General features: G+C 70.3%; 26 protein-coding genes. 20 read left to right on the plus strand and 6 right to left on the minus strand.

All coding sequences use genetic code 11. The annotated features are described in order from the left end of the window. Together ACWEOO_RS28910 and ACWEOO_RS28915 are read left to right on the plus strand one after the other, a co-directional pair. Positions 1-708, plus strand: a complete 708-nt coding sequence (locus ACWEOO_RS28910) for a prepilin peptidase (RefSeq protein WP_452145706.1) — start codon at positions 1-3, stop codon at positions 706-708. Positions 709-798: 90 nt separating this feature from the next. After that, entirely contained in the window at positions 799-2382 is a 1584-nt protein-coding gene (locus ACWEOO_RS28915; protein WP_452145707.1) for an FAD-binding protein, read from the plus strand. Here the strand turns inward: ACWEOO_RS28915 and ACWEOO_RS28920 are convergent. After that, positions 2367-3488, minus strand: a complete 1122-nt coding sequence (locus ACWEOO_RS28920; protein WP_452145708.1) for an ADP-ribosylglycohydrolase family protein — start codon at positions 3486-3488, stop codon at positions 2367-2369. The two genes, ACWEOO_RS28915 and ACWEOO_RS28920, sit on opposite strands and share 16 nt — an antisense overlap. A gap of 120 nt (positions 3489-3608) precedes the next feature. On the opposite strand from ACWEOO_RS28920, the gene ACWEOO_RS28925 reads away from it, so the two are divergent. The 5 genes from ACWEOO_RS28925 (at position 3609) to ACWEOO_RS28945 (ending at position 8022) form a co-directional block, all read left to right on the plus strand. Next, complete coding sequence (locus ACWEOO_RS28925; RefSeq protein WP_355691658.1) at positions 3609-3809, plus strand: hypothetical protein; 201 nt, start codon at positions 3609-3611, stop codon at positions 3807-3809. 50 nt (positions 3810-3859) lie between these two features. Next, on the plus strand, positions 3860-5059 hold the full coding sequence (aroC, locus tag ACWEOO_RS28930; RefSeq protein ID WP_452145709.1) for a chorismate synthase: 1200 nt from the start codon (positions 3860-3862) through the stop codon (positions 5057-5059). Beyond that, a complete protein-coding gene (locus tag ACWEOO_RS28935; protein ID WP_452145710.1) occupies positions 5056-5556 on the plus strand; it encodes a shikimate kinase in 501 nt (166 codons plus the stop codon). The genes aroC and ACWEOO_RS28935 overlap by 4 nt, the downstream gene beginning before the upstream one ends. Continuing rightward, entirely contained in the window at positions 5553-6644 is a 1092-nt protein-coding gene (gene aroB, locus ACWEOO_RS28940) for a 3-dehydroquinate synthase (protein ID WP_452145711.1), read from the plus strand. Before ACWEOO_RS28935 ends, aroB begins: the two co-directional genes overlap by 4 nt. A gap of 292 nt (positions 6645-6936) precedes the next feature. After that, positions 6937-8022, plus strand: a complete 1086-nt coding sequence (locus tag ACWEOO_RS28945) for a Gfo/Idh/MocA family protein (RefSeq protein ID WP_452145712.1) — start codon at positions 6937-6939, stop codon at positions 8020-8022. Here the strand turns inward: ACWEOO_RS28945 and ACWEOO_RS28950 are convergent. Beyond that, the gene (locus tag ACWEOO_RS28950) at positions 8019-9977 is read right to left on the minus strand and encodes a HelD family protein (protein ID WP_452145713.1); all 1959 of its coding nucleotides are present in this window, start codon (positions 9975-9977) and stop codon (positions 8019-8021) included. The genes ACWEOO_RS28945 and ACWEOO_RS28950 overlap by 4 nt on opposite strands. A 56-nt stretch (positions 9978-10033) precedes the next feature. On the opposite strand from ACWEOO_RS28950, the gene ACWEOO_RS28955 reads away from it, so the two are divergent. The 3 genes from ACWEOO_RS28955 (at position 10034) to ACWEOO_RS28965 (ending at position 11853) form a co-directional block, all read left to right on the plus strand. Beyond that, positions 10034-10621 (plus strand): TetR/AcrR family transcriptional regulator, encoded by a 588-nt coding sequence (locus ACWEOO_RS28955; RefSeq protein ID WP_452145714.1) that lies wholly within the window; start codon positions 10034-10036, stop codon positions 10619-10621. A 14-nt stretch (positions 10622-10635) separates the two neighbouring features. Beyond that, positions 10636-11073, plus strand: a complete 438-nt coding sequence (gene aroQ / locus ACWEOO_RS28960) for a type II 3-dehydroquinate dehydratase (RefSeq protein ID WP_359925115.1) — start codon at positions 10636-10638, stop codon at positions 11071-11073. A gap of 63 nt (positions 11074-11136) precedes the next feature. After that, the gene (locus ACWEOO_RS28965; RefSeq protein WP_452145715.1) at positions 11137-11853 is read left to right on the plus strand and encodes a LuxR C-terminal-related transcriptional regulator; all 717 of its coding nucleotides are present in this window, start codon (positions 11137-11139) and stop codon (positions 11851-11853) included. Here ACWEOO_RS28965 and ACWEOO_RS28970 read toward each other — a convergent pair. Then, on the minus strand, positions 11850-12458 hold the full coding sequence (locus ACWEOO_RS28970) for an NAD(P)-dependent oxidoreductase (RefSeq protein WP_452145716.1): 609 nt from the start codon (positions 12456-12458) through the stop codon (positions 11850-11852). The two genes, ACWEOO_RS28965 and ACWEOO_RS28970, sit on opposite strands and share 4 nt — an antisense overlap. A gap of 2 nt (positions 12459-12460) precedes the next feature. Then, positions 12461-13369, minus strand: coding sequence for an EamA family transporter (locus tag ACWEOO_RS28975; RefSeq protein ID WP_452145717.1), 909 nt, complete (start codon positions 13367-13369; stop codon positions 12461-12463). A gap of 74 nt (positions 13370-13443) precedes the next feature. Between ACWEOO_RS28975 and ACWEOO_RS28980 the strand changes: the two genes are divergently transcribed. After that, positions 13444-13941 (plus strand): MarR family winged helix-turn-helix transcriptional regulator, encoded by a 498-nt coding sequence (locus ACWEOO_RS28980; RefSeq protein WP_452145718.1) that lies wholly within the window; start codon positions 13444-13446, stop codon positions 13939-13941. 13 nt (positions 13942-13954) lie between these two features. Here ACWEOO_RS28980 and ACWEOO_RS28985 read toward each other — a convergent pair whose 3' ends face one another. After that, positions 13955-14752, minus strand: a complete 798-nt coding sequence (locus ACWEOO_RS28985; protein WP_452145719.1) for a hypothetical protein — start codon at positions 14750-14752, stop codon at positions 13955-13957. A 165-nt stretch (positions 14753-14917) separates the two neighbouring features. Between ACWEOO_RS28985 and efp the strand changes: the two genes are divergently transcribed. Beyond that, positions 14918-15451, plus strand: a complete 534-nt coding sequence (efp, locus tag ACWEOO_RS28990) for an elongation factor P (protein WP_359925118.1) — start codon at positions 14918-14920, stop codon at positions 15449-15451. A gap of 33 nt (positions 15452-15484) precedes the next feature. Further along, positions 15485-15895: a transcription antitermination factor NusB gene (nusB, locus tag ACWEOO_RS28995; RefSeq protein WP_363708996.1), complete on the plus strand. Its 411-nt coding sequence runs from the start codon at positions 15485-15487 to the stop codon at positions 15893-15895. Between the two features lie 221 nt (positions 15896-16116). Here the strand turns inward: nusB and bldD are convergent, their stop codons facing one another. Continuing rightward, complete coding sequence (gene bldD, locus ACWEOO_RS29000; RefSeq protein ID WP_355478378.1) at positions 16117-16632, minus strand: transcriptional regulator BldD; 516 nt, start codon at positions 16630-16632, stop codon at positions 16117-16119. Positions 16633-16836: 204 nt separating this feature from the next. On the opposite strand from bldD, the gene pyrR reads away from it, so the two are divergent. From pyrR to ACWEOO_RS29035, 7 genes are read left to right on the plus strand one after another with little or no spacing between them, the layout of a single operon-like run. After that, positions 16837-17433: a bifunctional pyr operon transcriptional regulator/uracil phosphoribosyltransferase PyrR gene (gene pyrR / locus ACWEOO_RS29005; RefSeq protein ID WP_359923575.1), complete on the plus strand. Its 597-nt coding sequence runs from the start codon at positions 16837-16839 to the stop codon at positions 17431-17433. After that, complete coding sequence (locus tag ACWEOO_RS29010) at positions 17430-18371, plus strand: aspartate carbamoyltransferase catalytic subunit (RefSeq protein WP_363708992.1); 942 nt, start codon at positions 17430-17432, stop codon at positions 18369-18371. Before pyrR ends, ACWEOO_RS29010 begins: the two co-directional genes overlap by 4 nt. Beyond that, on the plus strand, positions 18368-19660 hold the full coding sequence (locus tag ACWEOO_RS29015) for a dihydroorotase (RefSeq protein WP_452145720.1): 1293 nt from the start codon (positions 18368-18370) through the stop codon (positions 19658-19660). The genes ACWEOO_RS29010 and ACWEOO_RS29015 overlap by 4 nt, the downstream gene beginning before the upstream one ends. Then, on the plus strand, positions 19657-20142 hold the full coding sequence (locus ACWEOO_RS29020) for a PH-like domain-containing protein (RefSeq protein ID WP_452145721.1): 486 nt from the start codon (positions 19657-19659) through the stop codon (positions 20140-20142). The genes ACWEOO_RS29015 and ACWEOO_RS29020 overlap by 4 nt, the downstream gene beginning before the upstream one ends. Continuing rightward, entirely contained in the window at positions 20139-21281 is a 1143-nt protein-coding gene (gene carA / locus ACWEOO_RS29025; protein WP_452145722.1) for a glutamine-hydrolyzing carbamoyl-phosphate synthase small subunit, read from the plus strand. Before ACWEOO_RS29020 ends, carA begins: the two co-directional genes overlap by 4 nt. Next, positions 21281-24583, plus strand: a complete 3303-nt coding sequence (gene carB, locus ACWEOO_RS29030; protein WP_452145723.1) for a carbamoyl-phosphate synthase large subunit — start codon at positions 21281-21283, stop codon at positions 24581-24583. The genes carA and carB overlap by 1 nt, the downstream gene beginning before the upstream one ends. Then, complete coding sequence (locus ACWEOO_RS29035) at positions 24576-25622, plus strand: quinone-dependent dihydroorotate dehydrogenase (RefSeq protein ID WP_452145724.1); 1047 nt, start codon at positions 24576-24578, stop codon at positions 25620-25622. The genes carB and ACWEOO_RS29035 overlap by 8 nt, the downstream gene beginning before the upstream one ends. Positions 25623-25639 lie beyond the last annotated feature (17 nt).

A 25639-nucleotide genomic window follows, 5' to 3' on the forward strand; every position in this document is an offset into this window, starting at 1 on the left:
GTGCCGGCTGACAACGCGTTGCTCGCTGCCGGGATCGGCGTGGTCGTCTGTGGTCCCGTGGCGGCCGTGCTCGGTCCCTGGCTGCTGCGCCGCATTCCCGAGCCGGAGCTGGACGAGGGCGAGACGAAGGTCCCGTACGCGGCGCTGGCCGGCCGGCGCGCGGCGTACTGGTGCGGCGGACTGGCTGCGGTCGCCGGCGGCCTGCTCGGCCTGTTCCTCGGCCTGGATGCGGTGCTGCCGACGTGGCTCGTGCTGGCGGTGGCGGGCGCGATCCTCGGCTACATCGACGCGCGGACGCGGTTCCTGCCGTCGGTGATCATCTGGCCGACGTACGCGGTCGTGGGCGCCGGACTCGTGGCCGCGGCGGCGGCGACCGGGGAGTGGGGATCGTTGCGCCGGGCAGCGATTGCCGGGGCGATCGGGTTCGCGGTGTTCTACGTGCTGTGGTTCGCGTTCCCGCGCGGCGTCGGGTTCGGTGACGTGCGGTTGTCGGGGCTGCTCGGGCTCGCGCTCGGCTGGCTCGGCTGGGGCGAGTTCGCGTCCGGTCTGTACGGCGGGTTCTTCCTCGGCTCGGTCGTCGGGATCGTGCTGATCGCGACCCGCGTGATGACCCGCAAACAGATGGTCCCGTTCGGGCCGTTCATGCTCGCCGGGGCGCTGGCCGGTGTCCTGCTGGGCGCGCCGTTGGAGCGGCTGTACGCCGGATAGGGGAGTACCGGACTCAACCAGATGGTTGATGTGCGGACACTGCCTGCCTTCCTAGGGTCGAAGCATTCGAACTCTCGGGAGGGAAACTCAATGCCAGTCAGTCGTCGTGGTCTCCTGGCCGGAACCGCTGTCGCGGGTGCCGCGCTCGCCATCCCTGGTAGGGCGTCGGCGGCCGTCGCCACCGCGGCCGGCGACACGATCCGTCCGGACGACGCGCGGTACCAGGACCTGGTGCTGCGCGGCCAGAACCGGCGGTTCGTCGCGAAACCCGACTACGCGCGGGTGATCAGGTCGACCGAGGACGCGGTCGCGGCCGTGCAGGAGGCGGTCCGGAGCGGGAAGCGGATCGCGGTGCGCGGCGGCGGGCACTGCTTCGAGGACTTCGTCGACAGCAGCGACGTCGAGGTGCTGCTCGACATGTCGACGTACGACGCCGTGACGTGGGACCCGCAGTACCGCGCCTTCTCGATCGGCGCGGGCGCGATGCTCGAGACCGTCTACAAGGACCTGTTCTACGGCTGGGGTGTCACGGTGCCGGGCGGCGGGTGCCTGAGCGTCGGCGTCGGCGGTCATTTCGCCGGGGGCGGATACGGGCCCCTGTCCAGGAAGTACGGCTCGGTCGTCGACCATCTCTACGGGGTGGAGATCGTCGTCGTCGACGCTCGTGGACGGGCCCGGTCCGTCGTCGCCACGCGGGACAACGCGCACCGCGACCTGTGGTGGGCGCACACCGGTGGCGGCGGCGGGAACTTCGGCGTCGTCACCCGGTACCTGATGCGGACCGCCGGCGCGTCCGGCCGGTCGCCGGCCGACTCGTTGCCCAAGGCACCGGCTGCGTTGCGGTCCAGCCTGCTGCTCTACGACTGGAAGACGATGACGCCAGCCGGGTTCCTGCGCACGGTGCGGAACTGGTTCACGTTCTTCGAGCAGCACAACACCGCCGACTCGCCGTACGCGACGCTCTACGCGCCGTTCATCCTCACGCACTCGTCGGCGGGCCAGTTCCTGCTGTCCACGCAGATCGACGCGGCCGCGCCGGACGCGGCCGGACTGATGAACGCGTTCAACGCCGCGATGGTCGCCGGCGTGGACCCGAAGCCGCAGGTGATCGACGTCGGCGAGGGAGCGTTCCTGCACACCACGATGGAGCGGTCGATCGCGGAGACGCCGTCGCCCGGCCGCGGGAAGTACAAGGCCGGCTACCTGAAGAAGGGGTACACCGACGAGCAGATCCTCGCCATGTACCGCGGGCTCACGGACACGACCTACAGCGGGCCGGAGTCCTCGGTGCTGCTGATCCCGTACGGCGGCAAGGTGAACACGGTGCCGTCCGGCGCGACCGCCGCCGCGCAGCGGGACGTGGTCGCCAAGATGGTGCTGAGCGCGTCGTGGTCCGCGGCGGCCGACGACGACAAGCACATCGGGTGGGCGCGGAAGGTGTACGCCGACATCTACCGCGGCACGGGCGGCGTCCCGGTGCCGGACGCGATCAACGCCGGGTCGTACATCAACTATCCGGACGTAGACCTGGCGGATCCGGCGTACAACACGTCCGGGGTGCCGTGGCACGACCTGTACTACCTGGGGAACTACCCACGGCTGCAGCAGATCAAGTCGAAGTGGGATCCGCGCAACGTGTTCCACCACAAACTCTCGATTCAGCCGCCCGGGTAGCGGTTGGTCCACGCGGTGAACGGCCCGTAGTCGCCGTGCAGCCGCCTGCCTTGGGTGAACTCCAGCGCGAAGTCGTCGGCGAGCTGGAGGATGACCGGACGTCCCTCGACGGTGAAGACGAGCTCGGCGGGCAGCGCCGTCTCGCCGTGGAGGGCGCCGAGGAGGTTCCCGCAGATCGCGCCGGTCGAGTCGCTGTCGCCTGAATGCGTGACGGCCAGCGCGAGCGCGTCGAGGAACTGGTCGGGCTCCGGACAGGCCAGAGCGGCGTACACGGCGATGGCGAGCGCCTCTTCCGCGACCCAGCCGCCGCCGAGGCGCTCGACCGTGACGGGTCCGGGTTCCGCCGTCGCGGCCAGCTGCCGGGCGAGCGCGAGCGCCGTACTGGTCTCCTCGTGGCCCTCGTGCTGGACGAGCAGGCTGGTGGCGCGGGTGATCGCCTCGTCGAGGCTCGCTCCGGCGCACAGCTCGCGGATGATCGCCGCCAGTGCGCCGGACGCGAGCTTGCCGGTCGGGTGGCCGTGCGTGTACCCGGCGGCGGTCGCGGCCGAGTCGAAGACCCAGTCGGCCGGGAAGTAGTCGGGCAGCAGCCCGAACGGCGCGACCCGCATGACGCCGCCGCAGCCCTTCGAGTCATTGACGGCCTGATCGCCGTACTGCCGGATCCGGGGCTCGCCCTTGCGCGCCTGCGTCAGCGCGGTCAGGCAGGTGTTGCCCGGAGCGCGGCGGGCGTACAGCCACTGCTCGCCCAGCAGCCAGCCGTCAGGTGCACCGGTCGGGCCCGGCAGGTTCTGCGTGTCCAGCCACCGGTCGTACGCGTGGTGGACGACGCCGACGGTGAAGCCCAGCCCGCGGTCGGTCCGGACGCTCGCCCGGATCAGGCCTTCGACCGTGAACAGGGTCATCTGGGTGTCGTCCGTGACCGTCCCCGCGGGCCAACCGCCGGCGACGAACGCCCGTACGCCGTCCGGGTGCTTCGCGAGGATCGTCCGGGCGTCCTCGAACTCGACCGGTCCGCCGAGCGCGTCCCCGATCGCACCGCCCAGCAGGCACCCACGCACCCGCGCCCGCCACGTCTCCTCAGCCCCTCGAGTCATGCCCTGCGTCATGCCAGGACCCTATAGAGGGGTGGTGCCAGCGCTACCCCAGGACGGGTTCCAGGGCCAGTTCGTGCGGCGCTTCCGGCTTCTACGGTCGTTGTATCAGCAGATCGTTCGAAGGAGCGCATGATGACCACCGCATTCCGTCGTACCGCCGGGCGCCTGGCCGTGGCGGCCCTCGCCACAGCGGCCCTCACGGGCGCCGCGATCGCCGGCGGTCAGGCAGCCACGGCCAGCACCAGCTGTCAGGACTCCCCGATCGCCAAGACCTTCAACGCGGTCCTCGCGGTCCGCACCGGCCCGACCCAGGAGAACCAGGCCTGCGGCTGAGTCTGAGACCCGTGTCTGCGGGTCGGGACGGACGTGAAAGAATCGGGCCCATGCTGCGCTGGCTCACCGCCGGCGAGTCGCACGGACAAGCGCTCGTCGCCGTACTCGAAGGTCTTCCCGCAGGCGTTGAGGTCACCACGGACGACGTGGCCGACGCCCTGGCTCGTCGTCGGCTGGGCTACGGCCGCGGCGCCCGGATGAAGTTCGAGCGGGACGAGGTGACGTTCGTCGGCGGGTTCCGGCACGGGCTGACCCTCGGCAGCCCGGTCGCGATCCAGGTCGGGAACACCGAGTGGCCCAAGTGGCAGCAGGTGATGAGCGCCGACCCGGTGGACGCCGAGACCCTCGAGGGCCTGGCCCGGAACGCGCCGCTGACCCGGCCGCGACCCGGTCACGCCGACCTGGCCGGCATGCAGAAGTACGGGTTCGACGAGGCCCGCCCGGTGCTCGAGCGGGCCAGTGCCCGCGAGACCGCGGCCCGGGTCGCGCTCGGCGAGGTCGCGGCCCGCTTCCTCCGCCAGGCGTACGGCGTGACGATCGTCAGCCACGTCGTCGAGCTCGGCACCGTGAAGGCGCCGTACGGCGTGATCCCGGCGTACTCCGACGTCGCGAAGCTGGACGCGGACCCGGTGCGCTGCCTGGACCCGGACGCGAGCAAGCAGATGGTCGCCGAGATCGACGCCGCGCAGAAGGCCGGTGACACGCTCGGCGGCGTCGTCGAGGTCGTCGTCGACGGGCTACCGCCTGGCCTCGGCAGCTACGTGCACTGGGACCGCCGCCTCGACTCCAAGCTGGCCGGTGCGCTGATGGGCATCCAGGCGATCAAGGGCGTCGAGCTCGGCGACGGCTTCGAGCTGGCCCGGACCCCGGGTTCTCAGGCGCACGACGAGATCGTCGCCGAGGACGGCGCGGTCCGGCGGACCAGCGGCCGTTCGGGCGGCACCGAGGGCGGCATGAGCACCGGTGAGACGCTCCGGGTGCGCGCCGCGATGAAGCCGATCGCGACCGTTCCGCGGGCGCTGCGCACGATCGACACCGCGACCGGCGAGGCCGCCGCGGCGCACCACCAGCGCTCGGACGTCTGCGCCGTACCGGCGGCCGGCATCGTCGCCGAGGCGATGGTCGCGCTGGTGCTGGCCGAGGTGTCGCTGGAGAAGTTCGGCGGCGACTCGGTCGCGGAGACCGCGCGCAACCACCAGTCGTACCTCGCGAACCTGCCGGCCACGATCACCCCGCGGGAGTGGGAGTGAGCCCCGTCGTCGTCCTGGTCGGCCCGCCCGGATCGGGCAAGTCCACGATCGCGGCCCTGCTGGCCGAGCGGCTGGAAGCCAGGCATCGCGACACCGACTCCGACGTCGAAGCCGGCGCGGGCAAGCCGATCTCGGAGATCTTCGTCGACGAGGGCGAGCCGCATTTCCGCGCGCTGGAGCGGGCCGCGATCGTCGCCGCGCTGCAGAGCGACGGCGAGGTGCTGTCGCTCGGCGGCGGCGCGATCCTGGACCCCGCGACCCGGGCGGACCTGGCCGGCCACACAGTGGTGTTCCTCGACGTCAGCCTCGGCGAGGCGTCCAAGCGCGTCGGGCTGAGCGTCGCCCGGCCGCTCCTGCTCGGCAACGTCCGCACCCAGTTGCGCAACCTGATGGAAGCCCGGCGGCCGTTGTACGCCGAGGTCGCCAAGCTGACCGTGATGACGGACGGCAAGACCCCGGACCAGATCGCCGACGAGATCCTGGGGCAGCTCCCGTGAGCGCGCGGATCCGCGTCCAGGCCGCCGCGCCGTACGACGTTGTGATCGGCGACAACCTGCTCGGCGAACTGCCCGGCCTGCTGGGCGAGGGCGTGCAGCGGGTGGCGGTGGTCCACCCGCGCGCACTGCGCGAGACCGGCGACGCGATCCGCGACGACCTGACTGGGTCGGGCTTCACCGCGCACGCGATCGAGATCCCGGACGCCGAGGAGGCCAAGACCGCCGAGGTGCTGGCCTACTGCTGGTCGGTCCTCGGCCAGGCCGGCTTCACCCGCTCGGACGCGATCGTCAGCGTCGGCGGCGGGACGACGACCGACCTCGCCGGTTTCGTCGCGGCCACCTGGCTGCGCGGCGTCAAGGTCGTGCACATCCCGACCACCCTGCTCGGCATGGTCGACGCGGCCGTCGGCGGCAAGACCGGGATCAACACCGCGGAGGGCAAGAACCTGGTCGGCGCGTTCTGGGAGCCGGCCGGTGTGCTGTGCGACCTGGCCGCGCTGGAGACGCTGCCGGTCAACGACTACGTCAGCGGCCTCGCCGAGGTCGTGAAGTGCGGCTTCATCGCCGACCCGGTCATCCTCGATCTGGTCGAGAAGGACCCGTCCGGCGCGACGAGTCCGTCGTACGCCGCGACCGAGGAGCTGATCGCCCGGTCGATCCAGGTCAAGGCCGACACCGTGGGCGCGGATCTCCGCGAGCGGACGACGACGGCCGGCGGCCGGATCGGGCGCGAGGCGCTGAACTACGGGCACACGCTCGGCCACGCGATCGAGCGCGTCGAGCGGTACAAGTGGCGCCACGGTGCCGCGATCAGCATCGGCATGGTGTTCGTCGCCGAGCTGGCCCGCGCGGCCGGCCGCCTCGACGACGCGACCGCCGACCGGCACCGCGCCGTCCTGGAGTCGCTCGGCCTCCCGGTCAGCTACCGCGCCGACGCCTGGCCGCATCTGCAGGACGCGATGAAGCTCGACAAGAAGACCCGCGCCGACCGGCTCCGCTTCGTCGTCCTCGACGCGCTGGCGAAGCCGACCATCCTCGAGGCTCCCGACCCGAGCCTCCTGGTCGCGGCGTACGGCGAGATCAGTTGATCCACCAACCGAGCGCGCTTGCCGTCGAGCGCATCTCCTGACACATCCGCGAGTAGTCACCGGACCTGGGCCACTCACCAACCCTGGTTGCCGGGTGGTCCGGGCGCGGAGTTGAGCGTGCAGCGGCTCGTGGTGCTTCGGTTGGTGAGTGACCCAGGTCCGCAGTACCCACGGAGCGGTCGGGAGAGCCGGGGCGACCGGGTGACCGGATGCGGTCAGATGGTGGGCTGCGGGTTGTGGAACGGCGCCGGGGTGGCGGACGATACTGCCTACGCCTCGGAAAGGGCTTTCCATGACTGACCGCAAGCACCGGATCGCGATCGTCGGGACCGGTGGGATCGCCGGCTCGCACGCTCGGGCCGTCGCCGCGCTGCCGGACCGGGCCGAGCTGGTCGCGGCCGTCGACGTCGATCTGGACCGGGCGAAGGAGTTCGCCGCCCAGTGGAACATCCCGGCGACCTACCCGAGCCTGACCGACCTGCTCGCGGCCGAGCAGGTCGACCTCGTCCATCTGTGCACCCCGCCGAACTCGCACGTCCCGCTGGCTGCCGAGTGCCTCGCGGCGGATGTCGACGTGTACCTGGAGAAGCCGCCGACGCTGTCGCTGGACGAGTTCGACGCGCTGGTGGCGGCGGAGGAGAAGTCCGCGGCGCAAGTCGCGTGCGTGTTCCAGCACCGGTTCGGATCCGGCGCGGTCCGGCTGCGCGAACTGCTCGCCGACGGACTCCTCGGCCGCCCGTTGGTTGCCCTGTGCAACACCGTTTGGTACCGCGACGACGCGTACTTCGCGGTGCCGTGGCGCGGCACGTTCGACGTCGAGGGCGGCGGCCCGACGATGGGGCACGGCATCCACCAGTACGACCTGCTGCTGTCGGTCCTCGGCCCGTGGGAGAAGGTGACCGCGCTGGCCGCCCGGCAGGCCCGTCCGACGCAGACCGAGGACGTGTCGATGGCGCTCGTGACGTTCGAGAACGGCGCGGTCGCGTCGATCGTGAACTCGCTGGTTTCGGCCCGGCAGACGTCGCAGCTGCGGTTCGACTGCGAGAACGCGACCGTCGAGCTGGAGCACCTGTACGGGTACAAGAACCCGGACTGGACGATCACGCCGGCGCCGGGTCACGAGGCCGTCGCGGATGCCTGGTCGGCCGAGCTGCCCGACGTCGCGAGCGGTCACACCGCGCAGCTCGCCGCGATCCTCGACGCCAAGGCCGCGGGGGAGCCGGCGCCGGTGACGCTGGCGGAGGCGCGCAACACGCTCGAACTCGCAGCGGCCATCTACGCATCCGCGTTCACCGACAAGCCGATCCGTCGCGGTGAGCTCGGCCACGGTACGCCGTACGCGCAGCGCATGGGCGGCCCCGGCGCACCCTGGAGCTAGAGCTCAGGAGGCAGATCCCGGCTGTGCAGGATGTCCAGCCGGGACACCGCCCGGGTGAGGACGACGTACAGCCGGTTGAGGCCGCGCGTCTCCGCCGCGACGATGTCGGCCGGCTCAACGGCGATCACATGGTCGTACTCGAGCCCCTTGGCGAGGCTTGCCGGGACGACGGTCACGCGGCCGTCCATGTCGGCCGAGGAGGTCTCGATCCCGGCCGCCTTCAACGCATCGGTCAACACCGGCAGTTGGTCATCGGCCGCGATCACGCCGATCGACCCCTCGGCGTCGAGCGCGCGCCGGACGCTGTCGACGCAGGCGGCCGCCAGGTCATCGACCCTGGCAACGGTGAGCTCGCCGTCGGAGCGGTACGACATGGTCGGCGGTACGTCGGCGTCGAGCGCGGTCAGGAGACGATTTGCCAGCTCGACCACGGTCGCCGGAACCCGGTAGCCGGTGCTCAGCGCAACGATTTCGGCGGACGGCTTCCCGAGATGGGCGAGCTGCGTCTGCCAGTCGGTTGCGGCCCACGCCGCCGTACCCTGCGCGAGGTCGCCGAGCACCGTGATCGAGCTGTGCTCGCTGCGCCGCGCGATCGCTCGGCATTGCATGGGGGAGAGGTCCTGCGCCTCGTCCACGATCACATGCCCGTACGTCGGCGGGCGCTCCAGCAACGCACTCACCTCGTCGAGCAGCACCGCGTCCGCCGCCGTCCAGCGGGCGCTCTTCGCCTTCCGCGGCCGCGGCCACGCGATCGCCCGCTGCTCGTCGGACGTCAGGATGCCTACCTGACCGGGGTCACTCAGGTACTCGGCCAGCACGTCGTCGGCCTTCAGATGCGGCCACACCGCGTCGACGTACGGCGTCACGCCACGAGCCATCCGTCGCAGCCAGGCGCCATTGCAGTTCTGTCCGCGCGCCTCGGCCTGCCGTTGCAGCGCCGCGACCAGGCGGGCGACGACCCGCTCCCGGCCGGTCAGGTACGTCGTCGCCTCGGCCTCGGCCACCATCTCCGCGAACTCGTGCTGGGCGACCCGCCACCTGTACGACTCGTCGTTCACGACGAGCGCCTGCTCCGGTGGTCGGATCCGGTCGTACACCGCCTTCCGCAGCACATCGGCCATCCGGGCGTCGTGCTTGACCGCGGCCGCCGCCGGAGCGTCGGTCGCGCGCACCTCGCGATCCAGCAGTTGCTCGATCGTGGTCTGCTCGACGTTCACCTCGCCGAGTGTCGGGAGCACGGCGGAGATGTAGTGCAGGAACGCGCGGTTCGGCCCGAGAACGAGGACACCCGTGCGTTCGAGCCGCGACCGGTGCGCGTACAGGAGGTAGGCGGCGCGATGCAGGCCGACCGCGGTCTTGCCGGTGCCCGGCGCGCCCTGGACGCAGACCGAGACGTCGAGGCCGGTCCGGACCAGCGTGTCCTGGTCGGGCTGGATCGTGGCGACGATGTCCCGCATCGGACCGACCCGGGCGCGCTCGATCTCGCGCCGTACGAGCTCGCCAGGTGTCGACGGTCCGCCGGACCGGAGGTGTTCGTCCTCGAAGCCGGTGAGGACGCCGGCCGACCAGCCGAAGCGGCGCCGGGTGTCGATACCGCGCGGCTCGACGGCGGATGCCTGGTAGAACGCGGCGGACACCGGCGCGCGCCAGTCGATCACCATCGGCGGCCGGCCGATCGCGTCCGCGATGTGCCGGCGCCCGAGGTAGTAGGTCTGGCGGCTGTGCTCGCCCGCGTCGGCGTCGTGCGCGATGACGCCGAAGAAGGGCGGGTTCTCGCCCTCTTCGGCGATGTCCCTGGCCAGCGTCTTGAGGTAGTAGCCCAGCCGCTCGGCCGTGTAGCGGTCGCCCCAGGTGTGCTCGCCGACGGCCACGTTCTCCCGCGCGCCGGCGACCATCCGGTGCAGCGCCTCCCGGCACCGCTCGGCGTACGCACGCTCCTCGCTGATGTCCCGCATCGCGCCTCCACAAAAGATTAACCCGGTCAATCTTTTGCCTAGGTTAACATGGGCTCGTGACCGGACTTCGCGAGCGGAAGAAGCAGCAGACGTACGACGCCCTGTCCGAGGCGGCGATCGCGCTGTTCCTGGAGCGCGGCTTCGACGAGGTGTCGGTGACCGACATCGCCGCGGCCGCCGACGTCTCCAAGCCGACGCTGTTCAAGTACTTCCCGACCAAGCAGGACCTCGTGCTGCACCGGATCGCCGACCACCGGCACGAGTCCGCCCGCGTCGTCACGGCAGCCGCGGTTCCGCCCGTCCGGGCCTTGCGCGAGCACTTCCTCGCCGGGCTCGTCGCGCGCGACCCCATCACCGGCCTGAACGACCACCCGCAGGTCCTCGCGTACTACCGGCTCGTCTTCACCACGCCTGCGCTGACGACCCGGCTCTACCAGTTCATGGACGACGACGAGAGCGCGCTCGCGGACGCCCTCGGAGGCGATCTCGCAGGCGAACTCCTGGCCGCCCAGGTGGTGTCGGTCCAGCGGGTCCTGTCCCGTCGCAACTGGGCCGCCATCGACGCCGGTCAGCGCGCCGACGACCGGTACCCGGATGCCGTGACCGAAGCCGAAACGGCCTTCGACGGGCTGCCGCTAGGGTGAGTGCTGTGACGGATGTGAGCAGGCGGGTGCTGGTACTGAACGGGCCGAACCTCGGGCGGCTGGGGTCGCGGGAGCCGGAGAAGTACGGTACGACGACCTTCGCCGAGCTGGTCGGGGTGTGCGAGAAGACCGGCGCCGAACTCGGGCTCGAGGTCGAGGTGCGGCAGACCGACGACGAGGCCGAACTGGTCGGCTGGCTGCACGAGGCGGCCGACGGCCGGACACCGGTCGTCCTCAATCCGGCCGCGTTCACCCACTACTCGTACTCGCTGCGGGACGCGATCGCGCAGCGGACCGCTCCGCTGATCGAGATCCACCTGACCAACCCCGCCACCCGCGAGGACTTCCGGCACACCAGCGTCGTCGCCGGCGTGGCCACCGGCACGATCGCCGGCTTCGGTCTCGACTCCTACCGTCTCGCCCTCCGCGCGCTCACGACGCTCGATTCGTAACCGATCTGCCCTTTCGGGCATCAGGTTAGGTGTGGGCAGCACGATCGGGCGGACAATGACGACTTGGGGGTTCGTATGACGCAACACCACGGGCAACATCTCGGGCACCACCGTGGGGAGAACCGGATTCCGGTCTGGGTGAAGGCGCTCGACCCGCTCTCGCAGTTCGGGCTGGTGCACACGCTGCGGCAGCGGCCGGAGGTCAACCTGATCGGCGACGCCGAGCTGCAGCCTCTCTTGCCGGCGCCGTCGGCCGGACAGCGCACCGCCCCGCCAGTGGTCGCGTTGGTCGCCGTCGACGCGCTGGACGCCGGCGCCGTGCACGTACTGCGGTCGGCGACACAGCGGGGCTGCCGCCGGACCGTGCTGATCGGCAGCTCGATCGACGACGAGGCGCTGATGACCGCGGTCGAGCTGGGGGTCTCCGGCGTACTGCGACGTACCGAGGCGACCGCCGACCGCATCGTGCACCTGGTGCAGGCCGCCGCTGCGGGTGACGGGAGCCTGCCACCTGACCTGCTCGGACGGTTGCTCGGTCAGGTGTCGCGCATGCAGCGGCATGTGCTGGCGCCGCGCGGGCTGACCCACACCGGTCTGTCCGACCGGGAGACGCAGGTACTGCGACTCGTTGCGGACGGCAAGGACACGCAAGAGATCGCGCGCGAGCTGTCGTACTCGGAGCGCACGGTCAAGAACGTCCTGCACGACGTCACCAGCCGCCTGCAACTCAGAAACCGCTCACACGCCGTCGCGTACGCACTCCGCGAAGGCTTGATCTAGTAGCCAACGGTGAAGCGCTGTCCGATGTGCTGAGCCTGCTCCGCCTCGTCGACCAGTGCGACGGCGAAGTCCTCGACCGAGATGGAGGACTCGCCGGCTGCACTGGTCACGAGGTGGTCGTAGCCCTTGCGGTACCGCCCGGTGCGCGTACCAGGCTCCAGCAGGGCCGGCGGACTCACATACGTCCAGTCCAACGCATCAGCTGACCGCACCAGCGCGTACTGCGCGGCGCATGCTCGGGCGATCGGCAACAGCGCTGCCGGGAACTCCGGGGACTCCATGAGCGTCAGCTCGCTCCCTGGCACGATCAGGCTCGCTGCACCGCCTACCAGAACCAGACGCGCGCCACTGCCGCGCAGCCCGATCAGCAGAGCCTTGGCCGTGTCCACGAGCTCACCTTCACTCCCGTCCCGCGGCCGGGTCGCGCTGATGACGACGTCGTGCCCAGCACTCAAGCGCGCCACGTCCTCCGGGTCGGAGGCATCACCGCGCAGGTGATCCGAGCCGGACCGGCTGACGCTGGTGACGCTCTGACCGCGAGCGGTTGCCTCGGCGACAACCCGGCTTCCGACAGAGCCCGTCGCTCCCCACACGAGGATCCGCATTCTCAGCACCCCTCCCCGGCCGGGACGAGTACCCGTGTCTCGACGACCGGCTTCTTCGGCGTACGGCGGACCTGTGCGGTGACGAGCGCTGCCAGTACGACGAAGCCGCCGACGGCCTGCAGCGTTGTGAGGTGCTGGGCCAGGAGCAGCCAGCCGAGGGTGGTGGCTACTACCGGACTCAGCAGGCCGAGGAACGTGACCTCGGTCGGGACGAGCTCGCGGAGTCCGCGGAACCACAAGGCATAGGCGATCGCGGAGCCGAACAGAGCCAGGTACGAGTAGCCGGCGAGGTTCCGCAGTGTGAAGGCGGGGAATGCACCCTCGACCAAGAACGTCACCGGCAGGAGCACGAGCCCACCGGCCACCAGCTGCCATCCGGTCGTGGCCAGCAGGGGAGCGGGGGACGTCCAGCGCTTGCTGAGCACGACCCCGAACGCCATGACGACCGCACCGCCGGCCGCTGCGAGCACGCCCCAGGTGTCGAGTCGTGCAGTCGCACGGAGTACCAGCAGGCCGACCCCGAACACTCCGGCGATGGCAGTGAGGACGGTGCGAAGAGACAGGCGCTGCCGCAACAGACCCGCGGACAGCAGCGCGACCAGCAGTGGCTGGATCGCACCGACCGTCGCGGCCACGCCGCCCGGCAGCCGGTACGCGCCGACGAACAGCAGGGCGTTGAAGGCGCCGATGTTGAGCGTGCCCAGGACGAGCGAACGCCACCACCAGCTGCCGCGCGGCAGGACCCGCGTGATCGCGACGAGCAGGAGACCGGCCGGCAACGCGCGCAGCAGCGCGGCCAGCAGCGGGCGATGCGGCGGCAGGAACTCGGTGGTGACCACATAGGTGGTGCCCCACAGCATCGGTGCGATCGCCGTGGTCAGGAGCAGGAAGAGTCGTCGATTGCTTAGCACTAAGATAAAGTATCTCAGTGCTAAGTAACTTTCAAGTCGCTCATCGCTAAGCAATCTGGCGCTACGCTGGACCCATGGCAGATCACGTCGACCTGGTCCTCGAGCAATGGCGCACTCGCCGGCCCGACCTGGACCCGTCGCCGATGGGCATCATCGGGCGGATGGGCCGGCTCGGCGCGCTGTTCGACGCCGAGCTGCGGCGGAACTTCGCCAAACACGACCTGGACCGCGCGTCGTTCGACGTCCTGGCGACTCTGCGGCGCAGCAACGCCGAGCACAGCCTGACGCCGGCCGGTCTGATGCACTCGTCGATGGTCACGTCCGGGGCGATCAGTCAGCGGCTGGACCGGCTGGAGTCCCGCGGCCTGGTCACCCGGGCGCCGAGCGAGACCGACCGCCGCGGCGTCCTGGTCACCTTGACGCCCGAAGGACTCGAGCTGATCGACAAGGTGCTGCCGACCCACATCGACACCGAGTCGCAGTTGCTCGCAGGCCTCTCGCAGACCGAGCGCGAGCAGCTGGCAGACCTGCTGCGCGCACTGCTGGAGTCACTCGGCGACCGGCGCGACTGACCGGCGTCCTGCGTTACTGAGTCGTGGTGGGAGGAGCCGGGCGCGGCGGGTTGCTGACGGTCTGCCAGAGCTCGTCGATGTCGGAGCGGTCGTCGGGGTCGGGCTTGTCGACCCAGCCGCTGGCCCAGACGTTCTCGTCGCGGTCGTCGAGATTGAAGATCGACTCCGCGAAGGCGGCCGAACCGACGTACCGGCCCTCGCCTTCGTCGAGCACGTCCTCGTTCGGCCGCGGAGCCGTCGGCGGGGCGACCAGGTCGCGCGCGTACTTCTGTGCCTCCAGGATCCCCAGCTCGCGCTCGTCGCTCAGCAACCGGATCGCGCCGACCTCGTTGCCTGCGGTCATCAACTCGCGCACCCTGGCGTCGAGGTCCTGCCTCGGCGTCGGTAGGTTGTTCTGCTGGGGCCGGTGCGCCGGCGGCTGGTAAGGACCCGGCTGGTACGGCGCAGGGTTGTACTGCAGTGGGTACTGCGGCCGGGCGGGCGTGGCCCATTCACCAGGGCGAGGCGCCTGCCGACCGCCTTGCATGAGCTGCTGCAGAGCGGCCGCAGCCTGCTGGCTGCCCTGCGGGTTTCCGGCCTGCATCGGGAACGTCGGGCTCGGCGCCGGAGCCGGTCCGCCCGGGCCGGCGGCCTGGGTGAACTGGCCGTGGATCTGCACCGGCTGGCTGCCGGCCTGCTGCGCCTGGATCCGCTCGATCAGCGCCTGCATCCGCGCGTTCGGCTGACCGTTGCCGCGGGTGGCCTGCTGCCGCGCCTTGGAGATCAGACTGACCACGATCATCACCACGACGAAGATCACGAACCCCGTCATCGCCGGCCTCCTGCGCGTCTGTGCACGGTCTGGAGCCCTAGCCTAAGGCCGGCCCGGTCCAGCGAATCGGAGGAATGCAGTGCTGACCGCTACAATCACGTGTTACCGCTGATCGATCTCGAAGGGCATACCCGCGTGGCAACGACGAACGACCTCAAGAACGGCATGGTGCTTGACCTGGACGGGCAGCTGTGGTCCGTCGTGTGGTTTCAGCATCACAAGCCGGGCAAGGGCGGCGCCGTCGTCCGGACCAAGCTGAAGAACGTGCTGTCCGGCAAGGTGGTGGACAAGACCTTCAACGCCGACGTCAAGGTCGAGGTGGCCACGGTCGACAAGCGTGACATGACGTACCTCTACAACGACGGTTCGTCCTACGTCTTCATGGACAAGTCGACGTACGAGCAGACCAACATCCAGCCCGACGTGGTCGGCGACGCCTCGCACTTCCTGCTGGAGAACCAGGACGCGATCGTCGCGGTGCACGACGACCTCCCGCTGTACGTCGAGCTTCCGGCCTCGGTCGAGCTCCTGGTCGAGTACACCGAGCCCGGCCTGCAGGGCGACCGGTCGACCGGCGGCACCAAGCCGGCCAAGCTGGAGACCGGCTACACGATCCAGGTCCCGCTCTTCCTGACCACCGGCGAGAAGGTCAAGGTCGACACCCGGACCGGGGACTACCTCGGCCGCGTCACCTCCTGATCGCTGACTAACCAAGGGAAGCGACAACAGAAGATGTCTGCCCGGAGCAAGGCCCGCAAGCGCGCGCTCGACGTGCTGTTCGAGTCGGAGGTCAGGGGGTTGCCGGTCGGCGGCACCCTGGCCGACCGGGTGGCCGACAACGACCCGCCGGTGAACGAGTTCACCGTGGCGCTGGTCGAGGGGGTCGCGAAACACATCGAGCAGATCGACGAGCTGCTCGAGACCCATTCGGTGGGCTGGACGCTGGACCGGATGCCGGCCGTCGACCGGAACATCCTGCGGATCGGCGCCTACGAGCTCCTGTACGACGACCAGGTGCCGGACGTGGTCGCGGTGAGCGAGGCGGTCGCGCTGGCGCGGGACCTGTCGACCGACGAGTCCCCGACGTTCGTGAACGGACTGCTGGCCAGACTGCTGCAGTTGAAGCCCACACTGGGCGTCTGAGCAAGCGGAAGCGAGGGGGGCGAGCCCTCTGTAGTTGTCAGGCCCGGTGACCGTCTCGGTACGGTCCCGGGCCGCCGTTTGCGTCCCCGTTCTGCGGCCGGTGAGGTGATACCCGCCGCGTGGTTGTTGCGGTTGCTGCTCTGTTCGGTCAGCTGAAGGAAGGCGGGCGGCCGCGGGCCAGCTGCTACAAGCCCCGACCGTCTGGTGCCTTCGTTCAGGCGTCAGGCTCCGGCGGCCTCCGGCGACTCCTCGACCTCGCCCTTCGCCTCCGGGTTCAGCACACCCCAGGAGATGAAGCGTTCGGTGAGCGTCGTCGGCGACTCGTCGTAGATGACCGCCAGCGTCCGCATGTCGTCCTGACGGATCGACAGCACCTTGCCGTTGTAGTCCCCGCGCTGAGCCTGGATCGTGGCCGCGTACCGCGTCAGCGGACCGGCCTCGCTCGCGTCGAGGTGTTGCAGGGCCTCCAGGTCGAGGATCAACCGGGGAGGAGCGGCAGCCGCGGCGGCCGCGCTGGCGGACCCAGGAAGCAGTTCACGGATCGGCACGCCGTAGAAATCGGCGAGCTCCGCGAGCTTCTGGACCGTGACGGCTCGATCGCCGCGCTCGTACGAGCCGACGACGACCGCCTTCCAGCGACCCTTGGACTTCTCTTCCACGCCATGCAGCGACAGTCCTTGCTGCTGGCGGATGGCGCGCAACTTGCCACCCAGTGTCTTCGCGTATTCGCTAGGCACGCTGGTTCTTCCCTCCGACTAGTTCGTCATGTCCGGCCCGCCGGAACGGGCCGGTAAGGTGAACCCCCCTCGGTTACACAGAGTAACAATATTCTGGGGTGCAGACCAGCGTCAAGACGGCGTGTCACATCCGATACCATGTCAAGCGGTCCGAACGTCCTTTAAAGACCCGTCCAGAGAGGCGGGAAAGGAGGAACGGTAGCGATGAGCCCTGCCCAGAGTGCAGAGCAGCACCAGGCCGAGCAGCCGCCGAAACGCAGCGGTCGCGAGGTCCTGGACGCTTCCGACATTTCCCGGGCACTGACCCGGATCGCCCATGAAATCCTCGAGCGGAACCGCGGCGCCGACCCGGTCGTCCTGCTCGGCATCCCGCGCCGCGGCGTCCCGCTGGCGCAGCGCGTCTCGGCCAGGATCCAGGCCGTCGAGGGGCAGAGCGTACCGACAGGGTCACTCGATGTGACGATGTACCGCGACGACATCGGCCTCAAACCGCCGCGCGGCCTGGAGCACACCGACATCCCGGCGGACGGGATCGACGGCAAGGTCGTGGTGCTCGTCGACGACGTGCTGTTCTCCGGCCGCACCATCCGCGCGGCCCTCGACGCGCTCGGCGACCTCGGCCGCCCGCGCGCCGTCCAGCTCGCTGTCCTGGTCGACCGCGGCCACCGCGAGCTGCCGATCCGCGCCGACTACGTCGGCAAGAACCTGCCGACCTCGCTGGTCGAGCGGGTCACCGTTCATCTCGACGAGTTCGACGGCGAGGACGCGGTCCTGATCGCGGACAAGGGGGCACAGGCATGAAGCATCTGCTGAGCGCGGGCGATCTGAGCCGCGACGAGGCGCAGCTGATCCTCGACACGGCCGAGGAGATGCGCTCGCTCGCCGACCGGCCGATCAAGAAGCTGCCCGCCCTGCGCGGGCGGACCGTGGTGAACCTGTTCTTCGAGGACTCCACCCGGACCCGGATCTCGTTCGAGGCGGCCGCCAAGCGGCTGTCCGCGGACGTCATCAACTTCTCCGCGAAGGGTTCGAGCCTGAGCAAGGGCGAGAGCCTCAAGGACACCGCGCTGACGCTGCAGGCGATGGGCGCGGACGGGGTTGTCTGCCGGCACGGCTCGTCCGGGGCGCCGCACCTGCTGGCGACGTCGGGCTGGATGACCGGATCGGTGGTGAACGCCGGCGACGGCACCCACGAGCACCCGACCCAGGCGCTGCTCGACGCGTTCACGATGCGCCGCCACCTCGGCGCGCTGGACGGCCGCCGGATCACGATCGTCGGCGACGTCCTGCACTCCCGGGTCGCCCGGTCGAACGTGCTGCTGCTCTCGACGCTCGGCGCCGACGTCACCGTGGTCGCCCCGCCGACGCTGCTGCCGGTCGACATGAGCACCTGGCCGTGCGTCACGTCGTACGACTTCGACTCGGTGCTGCCGAAGAGCGACGCGGTGATGATGCTGCGGGTGCAGCGGGAGCGGATGAACGACGCGTTCTTCCCGAGCGCCCGGGAGTACACCCGGCGCTACGGCCTGGACAGGAACCGGATGGCGCAGCTGCCCGACGAGGCGATCGTGCTGCACCCCGGCCCGATGAACCGCGGCATGGAGATCAGCGCCGAGGTCGCCGACTCGACCCGCTCGGTGATCGTCGAGCAGGTCACCAACGGCGTCGCGATCCGGATGGCCGTCCTGTACCTGCTGCTGTCCGGAACCAACGAGACCACCGAGGAGCCCACGGCATGACCGCTTACCTGATCACCGGCGCGAGCATCGTTGGCGGTGAGGTGGCGGACCTGCTGATCGACAACGGCGAGATCGTTGCCACCGGCACCGGCCTGGACGCGCCGGCGGACGTCACCACGATCGACGCCGCGGGCCTGGTCGCGCTGCCCGGGCTGGTCGACCTGCACACGCACCTGCGCGAACCCGGCCGGGAGGACGCCGAGACGGTGTTCACCGGTACCCGGGCGGCCGCGCAGGGCGGCTTCACCGCGGTGTTCGCGATGGCCAACACCGACCCGGTCGCCGACACCGCCGGCGTCGTCGAGCAGGTCTGGCGCCTCGGCCGCGACGCCGGGTACGCCGACGTGTACCCGATCGGCGCGGTCACCGTCGGCCGCAAGGGCACGCAGCTCGCGGAGCTCGGCGCGATGGCGGACTCCGCGGCCCGGGTCCGGGTGTTCTCCGACGACGGCGACTGCGTCTGGGACGCCGCGCTGATGCGCCGCGCACTGGAGTACGTGAAGGCGTTCGACGGCGTGATCGCTCAGCACGCGCAGGAGCCGCGGCTCACCCAGGGCGCGCAGATGAACGAGGGCGCGCTGTCCGGTGTCCTCGGCCTGACCGGCTGGCCGAGTGTCGCCGAGGAGGCGATCATCGCCCGCGACATCCTGCTGAACGCGCACGTCGGGTCGAAGCTGCACATCTGCCACCTGTCCACCAAGGGTTCGGTGGAGATCGTCCGGGCCGCCAAGCGCCGCGGCCTCGAGGTGACCGCCGAGGTCACGCCGCACCACCTGCTGCTGACCGAGGACCTGGCCGCCTCCTACAACCCGGTGTACAAGGTGAACCCGCCGCTGCGCACCAAGGAGGACGTCGAGGCCGTCCGCGAGGGCCTGGCCGACGGCACGATCGACATCGTCGCCACCGACCACGCGCCGCACCCGGTCGAGGACAAGGACTGCGAGTGGAGCGCGGCCGCGTTCGGGATGACCGGCCTGGAGACCGCGCTGTCCGTGGTCCAGCACGCGATGATCGACACCAAGCTGCTGACCTGGGCCGACGTCGCCGACCGGATGAGCTACGCGCCGGCCGCGATCGGTCAGGCGGCTGACCACGGGCAGCCGCTCGTCGCCGGTGCGCCCGCGAACATCGTGCTGTACGACCCGCGGATCGAGCGGACCGTCGTACCGGAGGAGTCGGTCTCGCTGTCGCGGAACACGCCGTTCGAGGGCATGACGCTGCCGGGCAAGGTCGTCGCGACCTTCCTGCGCGGTACGCCGACCGTCCTGGACGGTGAGCTAACCAAGTGAAGGCCTTCTTAGGCATTCTCGGCACGCTGGTGGTGCTGGCTGCGGGCTACTTCGGGATGTACCGGGGCTGGCGCAACCGGCAGGACCGGCAGGCCGACCTGGCGCCGCTGCCCGCGGCGCCGGAGGACAACCTGCGCGGCGTCGAAGGCGTGTATGTCGCCACGACGACCGCCGGCGACTGGATGGACCGGATCGCCGTGCACGAACTGGGCGTCCGCGCGACCGCGGACCTGGCCGTCAGTGAGGCCGGCCTGATCTTCCACCGGCAGGGCGCGGCGGATGTCTTCATCCCCGCGGACCGGCTGACCGGGGTCCGGACCGACCGTGGCATCGCCGGCAAGGTGACCGCGGAGAAGTCCGGCCTGGTCGTGGTCACCTGGACCCACGACGGACGTGAGCTCGACACCGGGTTCCGTCCGCGCCGTAAGGCCGACACCGCCGCCCTGACCGCATCCATCTCGACCTTGATCGGAGCATCATGAGCCAGCCAGCACTGCTGGTCCTGGAAGACGGCCGGTCGTTCGCCGGCACGTCGTACGGAGCGACCGGATCCACCTTCGGCGAGGCGGTGTTCACCACCGGGATGACCGGGTACCAGGAGACACTGACCGACCCGTCGTACCACCGGCAGATCGTCACCCAGACGGCGCCGCACATCGGCAACACCGGGATCAACGACGAGGACGACGAGTCGCAGAAGATCTGGGTCGCCGGGTACGTCGTGCGCGACCCGGCCCGGGTCCCGTCGAACTGGCGCGCCACGCGCTCGCTCGACGACCAGCTGAAGGGCCAGGGGATCGTCGGGATCTCCGGCATCGACACCCGCGCGCTGACCCGCCACCTGCGGGAGCGCGGCGCGATGCGCGCCGGGATCTCCACCGAGGTCCTGGACCCGGCCGAGCTGCTGGCCAAGGTGCTCGAGCAGCCGCCGATGGTCGGCGCGGACCTCGCGTCGGAGGTGACGACCTTCGAGCCGTACGTCGTACCCGCCGAGGGCGAGAAGCGCTTCACGGTGGTCGCGCTCGACCTGGGGATCAAGTCGATGACGCCGAAGCGGATGTCCGAGCGCGGCATCGAGGTGCACGTGCTGCCGGCCACCGCGACCCTCGACGAGGTCCTCGCGGTGAACCCGGACGGCATCTTCATGAGCAACGGCCCGGGTGACCCGGAGACCACCGAGCACCCGACCACGCTGCTCAAGCAGCTGCTCGAGCAGAACAAGCCGTACTTCGGGATCTGCTTCGGCAACCAGGTGTTCGGGCGCGCGCTCGGGCTCGGCACGTTCAAGCTGAAGTACGGGCACCGCGGCATCAACCAGCCGGTGCTCGACCGGGCCACCGGCAAGGTCGAGATCACCGCGCAGAACCACGGGTTCGCGGTCGACGCGCCGATCGACTCCGTGGTGCAGACGCCGTACGGGACGGCCGAGGTCAGCCACGTCTCGCTCAACGACAACGTCGTCGAAGGGCTGAAGCTCACCGGCAAGGACGGCCGCGTGCTCGCCTTCTCGGTCCAGTACCACCCCGAGGCGGCGGCCGGCCCGCACGACTCGGCGTACCTGTTCGACCGCTTCGTCGAACTGATGACTGCTCGTTCGGAGCATTTGGAAGGGCGGAACTGATGCCGCGCCGTACAGACATCGATTCGGTCCTGGTGATCGGATCCGGGCCGATCGTGATCGGCCAGGCCTGCGAGTTCGACTACTCCGGGACCCAGGCCTGCCGGGTGCTCAAGGAGGAGGGGTTCCGGGTCGTCCTGGTGAACTCCAACCCGGCCACGATCATGACCGACCCGGAGTTCGCCGACGCCACCTACGTCGAGCCGATCACCCCGGAGTACGTCGAGAAGGTGATCGAGAAGGAGCGCCCGAACGCGCTGCTCGCCACCCTCGGCGGCCAGACCGCGCTGAACGCGGCGATCGCCCTGCACGACAACGGCGTCCTGGACAAGTACGGCGTCGAGCTGATCGGCGCGTCCGTCGACGCGATCCAGCGCGGTGAGAACCGGGAGTCGTTCAAGCAGATCGTCGAGAAGCTCGGCGCCGAGGTCGCGCGGTCGCGGATCTGCCACACCCTCGACGACGTGATGGGTGCGGCCGGCGAGCTCGGGTACCCGCTGGTCGTCCGGCCGTCGTTCACGATGGGCGGCGTCGGCTCCGGGATGGCCTACGACGAGGCGGACCTGCGGCGGATCGCCGGCGCCGGGCTGCACGCGTCGCCGACGACCGAGGTCCTGATCGAGGAGTCGATCCTCGGCTGGAAGGAGTACGAGCTGGAGGTGATGCGCGACAAGGCCGACAATGTCGTGATCATCTGCTCGATCGAGAACGTCGACCCGATGGGCGTGCACACCGGCGACTCGGTCACGGTCGCGCCGGCGATGACGCTGACCGACCGCGAGTACCAGGTGATGCGGGACCTGGCCATCGGCATCATCCGCGAGGTCGGGGTCGACACCGGCGGCTGCAACATCCAGTTCGCGGTGAACCCGGCCGACGGCCGGCTGATCGTGATCGAGATGAACCCGCGGGTGTCCCGCTCGTCCGCGCTGGCCTCGAAGGCGACCGGGTTCCCGATCGCGAAGATCGCCGCGAAGGTCGCGATCGGCTACACGCTGGACGAGATCCCGAACGACATCACCCGGCAGACGCCGGCCAGCTTCGAGCCGACGCTGGACTACGTGGTGGTGAAGGTGCCGCGGTTCGCGTTCGAGAAGTTCCCGGCCGCGGACGCGACGCTGACCACGCACATGAAGAGCGTCGGCGAGGCGATGGCGATCGGCCGGAACTACACCGAGGCGCTGCAGAAGGCGCTGCGCTCGCTGGAGAAGCCGGAGGCCCGGTTCTCCTGGGCCGGGCAGCCCGCGTCCGAGCTGGAGCCGTTGCTCGAGGCCATCAAGACGCCGCAGGACGGCCGGCTCCGGATCGTCATGGACGCGATCCGGGCGGGGGCGACGCCGGAGCAGATCTTCGAGTCGACGCGCATCGATCCCTGGTTCGTGGACCAGCTGTACCTGATCCACGAGACCGCGCTGCAGGTCGCGGCCGCGCCGCGGCTGACGCCCGACGTGATCAAGCTGGCCAAGCGGCACGGGTTCTCCGACCTGCAGCTGGCCGAGATCCGCGGGCTGACCGAGGACGTCGTCCGCGGTGTCCGGCAGGCGCTCGGGATCCGGCCGGTCTACAAGACGGTCGACACCTGTGCGGCCGAGTTCAAGGCCGAGACGCCGTACCACTACTCGTCGTACGACGAGGAGACCGAGGTCGCGCCGCGCGACACGCCCGCCGTCCTGATCCTGGGCTCCGGGCCGAACCGGATCGGGCAGGGGATCGAGTTCGACTACTCCTGCGTGCACGCGTCGATGGCGCTGCGGGAGGCCGGGTACTGCACGGTGATGGTGAACTGCAACCCGGAGACGGTCTCGACCGACTACGACACCTCCGACCGGCTGTACTTCGAGCCGCTCACCTGCGAGGACGTGCTCGAGATCGTGTACGCCGAGCTGCAGGCCGGACCGGTCGCGGGCGTGATCGTGCAGCTCGGCGGCCAGACGCCGCTCGGGCTGGCGCAGCGGCTCGCGGACGCCGGCGTACCGATCGTCGGGACGTCGCCGGAGGCGATCCACCTGGCCGAGGAGCGGGGCGCGTTCGGCAAGGTGCTCGCGGACGCGAAGCTGCCGGCGCCGAAGCACGGCACGGCGCTGTCGGCCGAGGAGGCGCACCAGGTCGCCGCGGAGATCGGGTTCCCGGTCCTCGTCCGGCCGTCGTACGTGCTCGGCGGTCGCGGCATGGAGATCGTCTACAGCTCGGCCGAGCTGACCGCCGCGCTGGAGCGGCTCGGCGGCGACGGGGCCTTCGAGCACCCGGTGCTGATCGACCGGTTCCTGGACGACGCGGTGGAGATCGACGTCGACGGGCTGTTCGACGGCGACGAGCTGTTCCTCGGCGGCGTGATGGAGCACATCGAGGAGGCCGGGGTGCACTCCGGCGACTCGTCGTGCGCGCTGCCGCCGATCACGCTCGGGAACGCCGACATCGAGAACATCCGGAAGTCCACCGAGGCGATCGCCCGCGGTGTCGGCGTCCGCGGCCTGCTGAACGTGCAGTACGCGCTCGCCGGCGACGTCCTGTACGTGCTGGAGGCGAACCCGCGGGCGTCCCGGACGGTGCCGTTCGTGTCGAAGGCGACCGCGACGCCGATGGCGAAGGCGGCCGCCCGGGTGATGCTCGGCGCCACGATCGCCGAGCTGCGCGCCGAGGGCCTGCTGCCCGCGACCGGTGACGGCGGCACGCTGCCGCCGACCACGCCGATCGCGGTCAAGGAGGCCGTGATGCCGTTCAACCGGTTCCGGACCATCGACGGTTCGTCGGTCGACACGGTGCTCGGACCGGAGATGAAGTCGACCGGCGAGGTGATGGGCGTCGACGACACCTTCGGTACGGCGTTCGCGAAGTCGCAGGCGGCGGCCTCGCAGCCGCTGCCCGGTGCCGGCAAGGTGTTCGTCTCGGTCGCGAACCGGGACAAGCGGCACATGATCTTCCCGGTCAAGCGGCTGGCCGATCTCGGCTTCCAGATCTACGCGACCGAGGGGACGGCCGACGTCCTGCGCCGCAACGGGGTCGAGGCGGTGACGGTCCGCAAGAGCAGCCAGGGCCCGGGCCCGAACGGTGAGCCGACGATCGTCCAGATGGTCCAGGACGGCGAGCTGAACCTGATCGTCAACACGCCGATCGGGATCACCCAGGGCGGCTCGCCGCGCCTGGACGGCTACGAGATCCGCAGCGCGGCCGTCGCCCGCAACATCCCGTGCATCACGACGGTCCAGGGCCTCGCGGCCGCGGTCCAGGGCATCGAGGCGCAGCGCGCCGGCGACATCGGCGTCCGGTCCCTGCAGGACTGGGTCCCGAGGATCCGCGGTGTCTGACCGGTCGATGTACGAGCGCCTTGTCCGGCCGGTCCTGTACCGGCTGGGCAAGGGCGACGCGGAGGTCGCGCACGAGCAGACGCTCGCCGCCCTCCGCCTGCTCGGCCGCATCCCCGGCGCTCCCCGCGCCGGGGCCCGGCTGTACGGCGCGCCCGCGCCGCGCACGGTCTTCGGCGTCCGCTTCCCCTCACCGGTGGGGCTCGCTGCGGGGATGGACAAGAACGGGATCGCACTGCGCGCGTGGCCGGCCATCGGCTTCGGCTTCGTGGAGGTCGGCACGGTCACGGCGCACCCGCAGCCCGGCAACGAGAAACCGCGGCTGTTCCGCCTCGTCGAGCACGAAGCCGTCATCAATCGCATGGGCTTCAACAACCTCGGCAGCGAGGCACTGGCCGCGCGGCTGGCGGCGTACGGCGACCTGGGCTACCCGCTGGGCATCTCGATCGGGAAGTCGAAGGTGACGCCGCTGGAAGAGGCGGTCGAGGACTACGTGACCTCCCTGCGCCGCCTCTATCGGTACGGCGACTACTTCGCGGTCAACGTGTCGTCGCCGAACACCCCCGGCCTGCGCTCGCTGCAGGACGCCGGCCACCTCCGCGAACTGCTGACGGCGCTGCACACCGAGGCCGCGGAGCTGACCGTCGCTGGCCTCGAGCCGAAGCCGATCCTGGTGAAGATCGCGCCGGACCTGACCACCTCGGCGATCGACGAGCTGCTCCAGGTCTGCACCGACACGGGCGTCGCCGGCATCATCGCCACCAACACCACCATCGGCCGCCCCGGCGTCGAGACCCACCCGCTCGCCGGTGAGGCAGGCGGTCTGTCGGGCCGTCCGCTCGCGGAGACGTCGGCCAAGGTGGTGGCCCACATCCACAGCCAGACCGGGGGAGCGCTGCCCGTCATCGGTGTCGGCGGGATCGTCGAACCGTCGGACGCGATCCGCCTCTTCGACGCCGGCGCGAGCCTCGTCCAGGTCTACTCCGGACTCATCTACAAAGGCCCCGGCCTGATCCGCCGGATCAACAGGAGCTTGCCATGAGCAACCAACCCTTGGGG

It is taken from the genome of Kribbella sp. NPDC004138, from assembly GCF_053603655.1.